The 7453-nt window shown below is 59.7% G+C and carries 2 protein-coding genes; both read left to right on the top strand.

Annotated features, from left to right (window positions below):
• Window positions 1–14 precede the first annotated feature (14 nt).
• Entirely contained in the window at window positions 15–5312 is a 5298-nt protein-coding gene (locus AB4043_RS08100) for a HAMP domain-containing protein (protein ID WP_442306826.1), read from the top strand.
• 7 nt (window positions 5313–5319) lie between these two features.
• A complete protein-coding gene (locus AB4043_RS08095) occupies window positions 5320–7326 on the top strand; it encodes a hybrid sensor histidine kinase/response regulator (protein WP_442300488.1) in 2007 nt (668 codons plus the stop codon).
• Window positions 7327–7453 lie beyond the last annotated feature (127 nt).

Raw genomic sequence — 7453 nt, 5'->3', positions numbered from 1 at the left:
AGATCACGGTAGACGTGAAGGGCGAGATTCTCGAACTCAAAGACACCATTAACACCATGGTGGACCAGCTCAACGCCTTCGCCGGCGAAGTAACGCGTGTTGCCCGCGAGGTCGGTACCGAAGGCAAACTCGGCGGCCAGGCGCAGGTGCCTGGTGTGGGCGGAACCTGGAAGGACCTTACCGACAACGTAAACTTCATGGCCTCGAACCTGACGGGTCAGGTGCGTAATATCGCCGAGGTCGCAACAGCTATCGCCAACGGTGACCTCTCCCGCAAGATCACGGTAGACGTGCGCGGCGAGATCCTGCAGCTCAAAGAGACGCTGAACACCATGGTGGACCAGCTCAACCGGTTCGCCGGCGAAGTAACGCGTGTGGCGCGCGAAGTMGGYACCGACGGTAAGCTGGGCGGCCAGGCSGAGGTGCCTGGTGTGGCCGGAACCTGGAAGGATCTTACCGACTCRGTAAACKCCATGGCCGGCAACCTGACGGCCCAGGTCCGTAACATCGCTGAAGTGACTACGGCTGTGGCGGGCGGAGATCTCTCGCGCAAGATCACAGTGGACGTGAAGGGCGAGATCCTCGAGCTGAAGAACACCATCAACACGATGGTGGATCAGCTCAACGCCTTCGCCGGCGAAGTAACACGTGTTGCCCGCGAAGTGGGTACAGAAGGTAAGCTGGGCGGACAGGCGGCTGTGCCTGGTGTTGCCGGAACCTGGAAGGACCTTACCGACAACGTAAACTTCATGGCCTCGAACCTTACGGGCCAGGTCCGTAACATCGCCGAAGTTGCTACTGCCGTGGCCCGTGGCGACCTCTCCCGCAAGATCACGGTAGACGTACGCGGTGAGATTCTGCAGTTGAAAGAAACGCTGAACACCATGGTGGATCAGCTCCGCTCCTTCGCTTCCGAAGTGACGCGTGTCGCCCGCGAAGTAGGTACGGACGGCAAGCTGGGCGGACAGGCCGAGGTGCCTGGTGTGGCCGGAACGTGGAAGGATCTTACCGACTCGGTAAACTCCATGGCCTCCAACTTGACGGGCCAGGTGCGTAACATCGCCGAAGTATCAACAGCCATCGCGAACGGCGACTTGTCGAAGAAGATTACGGTGGACGTGCGCGGCGAGATCTTGCTGCTGAAAGAGACCATCAACACGATGGTGGATCAGCTCAACGCCTTCGCCGGTGAAGTAACGCGTGTGGCCCGCGAAGTCGGTACCGAAGGCCGTCTTGGCGGCCAGGCCAATGTGCCCGGTGTTGCGGGAACGTGGAAGGATCTTACTGACTCAGTGAACTCCATGGCCGGTAATCTTACCGGCCAGGTGCGTAACATCGCCGAAGTGACGACGGCCGTCGCTCGTGGCGACCTCTCACGCAAGATCACGGTAGACGTGAAGGGCGAAATCCTCGAGCTGAAGAACACCATCAACACGATGGTGGATCAGCTCAACGCCTTTGCTGCCGAAGTTACGCGTGTGGCGCGTGAAGTGGGTACGGACGGTAAGCTTGGCGGTCAGGCTGAGGTGCCTGGTGTCGCCGGAACGTGGAAAGATCTTACCGACAACGTCAACTTCATGGCCTCGAACCTTACGGGTCAGGTGCGTAACATCGCCGAAGTGGCGACAGCCATTGCGACGGGCGACCTCTCGAAGAAGATCACCGTAGACGTACGCGGCGAAATTCTGCAGCTCAAAGAAACGCTGAACACCATGGTCGAGCAGCTCCGCTCGTTCGCTGCCGAAGTTACGCGTGTTGCGCGTGAGGTCGGTACCGAAGGCCGTCTTGGCGGTCAGGCGAACGTGCCCGGTGTTGCCGGTACCTGGAAGGATCTTACGGACTCGGTCAACGCCATGGCCGGTAATCTTACCGGTCAGGTGCGTAATATCGCCGAAGTGACGACGGCCGTCGCCCGCGGCGACCTCTCCCGCAAGATCACGGTGGATGTGAAGGGCGAAATCCTCGAGCTGAAGAACACCATCAACACCATGGTGGATCAGCTCAACGCCTTCGCCGGCGAAGTAACGCGTGTGGCGCGTGAAGTCGGTACCGACGGTAAGCTGGGCGGCCAGGCCGAGGTGCAGGGTGTCGCCGGTACGTGGAAAGACCTTACCGACAACGTCAACGTCATGGCCTACAACCTCACCGAACAGGTGCGCGGCATTGTGAAGGTAGTGACGGCCGTCGCCAACGGTGACCTGACGCAGAAGCTGACGGTAAACGCCAAGGGCGAAGTGGCCGCGCTGGCCGAGACCATCAACAACATGACCGGCACACTGGCCATCTTTGCCGACCAGGTGACCACGGTCGCGCGTGAAGTCGGTGTAGAAGGCCGTCTCGGTGGACAGGCGAATGTGCCCGGAGCTTCCGGAACGTGGAAAGATCTCACCGGCAATGTGAACCTGCTGGCCGACAACCTGACCAACCAGGTGCGTGCTATCGCAGAGGTTGCCACCGCCGTGACCAAAGGTGACCTTACCCGGTCGATTCAGGTGGAGGCGCGTGGTGAGGTGGCCGAGCTGAAGGACAACATCAACACGATGATTGATAACCTTCGTCTCACCACCGACCGTAACAACGAACAGGACTGGCTGAAGACGAACCTTGCCCGCTTTACCGGCATGCTTCAGGGCCAGCGCGATCTGGCAACCGTGGGCCGCTTGCTGCTCTCTGAGCTGGTTCCGCTGGTGGCCGCGCAGCAGGGACTCATCTATCAGATGGATGAGGAAGATGCGCGGACGATGGTGCTGCTCTCGGCCTACTCCGGCACGCCGGAAGCACATCAGGAACGCATCCTTCTTGGCGAGGGACTCATTGGGCAGTGCGCGCTCGAGAAGCGCCGTCTGCTGATTCACGATCTTCCACCGGGAACGTTGCCGATCCGCTCCGGACTGTTTGAAGCCGTACCGCGCAATGTCATCGTTCTTCCGGTGCTCTTTGAAGGCCGTGTGAAGGCCGTCATCGAGCTCGGCACGCTGCACTATTTCACTGCTTCGCACATGGCCTTCCTCGAACAGCTCACCGCCAGCATCGGTATCGTGCTGAACAGTATCGAGGCGACCATGCAGACAGAAGGTCTGTTGAAACAGTCGCAGCAGCTTGCAACCGAGCTGCAGACGCAGCAGACCGAGTTGCAGACTACGAATGAGCAGCTCGCGCAGAAGGCACAACAGCTTGCCGAACAGAATGCGGAAGTGGAACGCAAGAACCAGGAGATCGAGCAGGCTCGCCGCGCTTTGGAAGACAAGGCCAAGGAGCTGGCGCTTACTTCGAAGTACAAGTCAGAGTTCCTGGCAAACATGTCGCACGAGCTGCGCACGCCGCTGAACAGTATTCTGGTCCTCGGCCAGCAATTGACCGACAACCCGGACGGCAATCTCACACCGAAGCAGGTGGAGTTTGCACGGACGATTCACGGCGCCGGAACGGATCTGCTGAACCTGATCAGCGATATCCTCGACCTCTCGAAGATCGAGTCCGGAACGGTCTCCGTCGAAGCCGAAGAGCTCTTCTTTGGCACCTTGCTCGAAGCCCTCGCTCGGCCCTTCCGACATGAAGCGGAGAACCGTCGACTCAGCTTCGAGATCGACGCTGATTCCCGTCTGCCGCGCAGCCTGGTTACCGACTCCAAGCGCCTGCAGCAGGTGTTGAAGAACCTGCTCTCCAATGCGKTSAAGTTCACGGAGAAGGGAAGCGTGAAGCTCAAGGTCTCCCCGGTTGCCTCGGGATGGAGCGACGGACATCCCATCCTGAACGGCGCCGGCAACGTCATCGCCTTTGAGGTGACCGACACCGGTATCGGTATTCCGCAGGAGAAGCAACGTATTATCTTCGAGGCCTTCCAGCAGGCGGATGCCGGCACCAGCCGTAAGTACGGCGGCACCGGACTCGGCCTGGCCATCAGCCGTGAGCTCGCAAGCCTGCTCGGCGGCGAGATTCAGCTTCGCAGCATCCCCCGTGAGGGCAGCACCTTCACCCTCTATATCCCGCAGACCTATGTCGGGCCGACGGCGACTGTTGTCTCTTATCCTGAGCGCACGCCGGCTACCCACTACGCCATCAATCTCACTCTTCCCGCCGCGGCCGCGGAGCAGATTGTCGATCGCGTGGAAGACGACCGCGGGAACGTCGAGCCAGGCGATCCCACGCTGCTTATCGTGGAGGACGACCCCCACTTTGCCCGTATCCTCTGCGATATGGCGCGCGATAAGGGCTTCAAGGTGCTGGTGGCAATGCGCGGATCAGAGGCCCTGGCCTTCGCCCGCGAGTTTCGTCCCACCGCTGTCTCTCTCGACGTCTTCCTCCCCGATATGCTGGGCTGGGCCGTCCTGAATCATCTGAAGCAGGACCCACTCACCCGTCACATTCCTGTCCAGATGCTTACCCAGGACGAGGACTGGCACCATGGCCTTTCGCGTGGCGCATTTTCCTATGTCACCAAGCCCACGACCGCCGAAGGTCTGGCGCATGCCATCGCACGTATCAAGGAGTTTTCGACGCCCCGCAGGAAGAAGCTGCTGATCGTCGAAGACAACCCGGCTGAGCAGACCAGCATCTGTGCACTGCTGGGGCACGACGACATCGATGTGGAGATCACCGACAGTGGAGCCTCCGCCCTTGCCGCTCTCGAACGGGACAACTTCGATTGCGTTGTCCTTGACCTTCGCCTTCCGGATATGACCGGTTTCGAGGTCCTTGAAAAGATCCATGAGATCGAGAGACTGCACGAGCTTCCCGTCGTGGTCTTCACCGGAAAGGATTTGTCTCCAGAAGAGGATGCCCGCCTGCATACGCTCGCCCGCAGCGTTGTTGTGAAAGACGTCGAGTCTCCCGAGCGCCTTCTGGACGAGACCGCCCTTTTCCTGCATCGTGTCGTCAGCGATCTGCCGGTGGAGAAGCAGCGGATGCTCGACCGCCTGCATCAGTCCGATGAGGCGCTGGTCGGGACTAAGGTGCTGGTGGTGGATGACGATGTCCGGAATATCTTCGCGCTCAGCAGCGTGCTCGAACGGCGCGGGATGGTGGTGCTTACCGCCGGAACCGGGCGTGAAGCTATCGAAACACTCGCAAAAACACCTGATATATCCATCGTGCTGATGGATATCATGATGCCGGAGATGGATGGTTATGAGACCATGCAGGTGATCCGGCAGAATCCTGAGTTTCACCGGCTGCCCATCATCGCTTTGACCGCCAAGGCTATGAAGGGAGATCGCGAGAAGTGCCTCGAAGCCGGAGCTTCTGATTACATGGCAAAGCCGGTTAATACGGACCAGCTGCTTTCCGGACTAAGAACGTGGCTTCATCGCTGATATGAACGTGGCAGCTCAAATCGACGCTCCAAAAACTATCCCGGACGTACCGCTTCCGGCAGAGGGCCAAGTGCAGGTTCAGCCGCAGACAGGAAAGACCCCGGTCACCATTCTGATGGTGGACGACCAGCCCGGAAAGCTGCTCAGCTATGAGGTCATCCTGCGCGATCTGGGGGAGGCGCTGGTCAAAGCGACGTCTGCGCGCGAAGCCCTGGACTGCCTTCTGAAGCTCGACGTGGCCGTGGTTCTTCTGGACGTCAGCATGCCAGAGATGGACGGCTTCGAATTGGCCGATATGATGCGGCAGCATCCGCGGTTCCAGATGACGCCCATCATCTTCGTCTCCGCCGTACACCTTACTGATGTCGATCGCATTCGCGCCTACCAGAGCGGTGCTGTGGACTACATCTCGGTGCCGGTGGTGCCAGATGTTCTGCGGGCAAAGGTCAGTGTCTTCGCCGAGCTGCACCGCACCACGCGCCAACTGCAGCAGTTGAACCGCGAGCTGGAGGCTCGCGTTGCCGAACGCAGCGAGGCACTACGTTCACTCAATGCGCAGCTACAGGAACGCGTCGCCGAGCTGGAATCTATCATGAAGGTTCTGCCGGTCGGTGTTGCCGTAGCCCAGAGCCCCGAGGGCGACGAAATCACCACCAACGCGGCCCTGCGTGAGATTCTCAGTCTGGATAGCGCCGACAAGCCGATCGATCAGGCCTTCGCAACCGCGGGCTATACCGCCTACCAGCATGGAAGGCAATTGGATGCAGAGGAGATGCCGGTGCAGACCTCGTTGCGCACCATGCAGCCCACCGGACTCACGGAGCTGGAGCTTCGCCGCAATGGTGGCCTCGCGAAATCACTTCTGGCGAGCGCGTCTCCGCTTTTCGATGAAGCCGGGCAGGTTCGCGGCGCTGTCGGCGCATTCTTCGATATCACCGAGCAGAAACGCATGGAAGAGACACTCCGGGAACGCGCGGAACTGCTGGAGCTGGCCTCCGAGGCCATTATGGTGCGCGACTGGTGGGGTAGCATCCATTTCTGGAATGCGGGCGCTGAAGCTCTCTATGGCTGGAGCCGTGAGGAAGCCATCGGACAGAACGCACATGCCCTTCTTGCTACCAGGTGGCCCGTCAGTCTTGAAAACATGCGGGAGGCGCTCCGGGTGCACAGCCGATGGGATGGCGATCTGGTGCACCGCTGTAAGGATGGCCGTGAAGTCGTCGTCGCCAGTCGTCAGGCGCTGACGATGAGCGGTGGAATGGTGCTCGAGATTAATCGCGATATCACCGCACAACTCCAGGCGGAAGAGGCGTTGCGGCGCAACGATCGTTTGGCAGCCATGGGCAAACTCGCAGGTATCGTGGCTCACGAGATCAATAATCCTCTCGCTGCGATTACGAATGCCTTCTTCCTGCTGCAGAACCATCCTTCGCTTGATCAGGAGGCACGCTACTATGCCCAACTCGCCGAGCAGGAACTGGCGCGTGTCTCGCACATCACCAAGCAGACGCTCAGCTTCTACCGCGAGTCACAGATCGCCGTGCCGTTACAGCTTAGTGATCTGCTGAAAGACGTTCTCGAGTTGCAGCACGCCAACCTGGTCTCGAATAACATCCGGCTGGAGACGCAGTACAAGGTTGCGGGTGAGGTGCACGGCTTCCCAGGAGAGCTCAAGCAGGTGTTCATGAACTTGATTGCCAACGCAATCCAGGCGATGCCCCAGGGAGGGCGTCTCCGCATCCGGGTGAGGAATGCCATCCGCCGCGGCGAATACCTGCCGGGAATCGTGGTCAGCATTACGGATAGCGGTTGTGGCATACGACCGGAAGATGCACGGCGTCTCTTCGAACCCTTCTACACCACCAAATCAACCAAGGGCACCGGTCTCGGCCTGTGGATCAGCCGCGGCATCGTCGAAAAACATGATGGCGCGCTTACCTTCCGAAGCCACTTCGGAGCCAAGGGAACGGCCACCTGTTTCCAGATCTTCCTCTCAACACACAAGACGTCCTGATGTTCGTGATGTGAGGGCAGAGCTAGAGCATTTCTCCCGTTCCTAGGTATCCCGAAAGGGCGTGCAGTGGCGTTTTCATTTGCGGAAAACGCCCATAGAGTTTTCATTTGCGGAAAACGCCCATAGA

The organism is Terriglobus sp. YAF25, assembly GCF_052113305.1.
Classification (GTDB): domain Bacteria; phylum Acidobacteriota; class Terriglobia; order Terriglobales; family Acidobacteriaceae; genus Terriglobus.
This window is presented reverse-complemented; position numbering and strand designations above follow the sequence as displayed.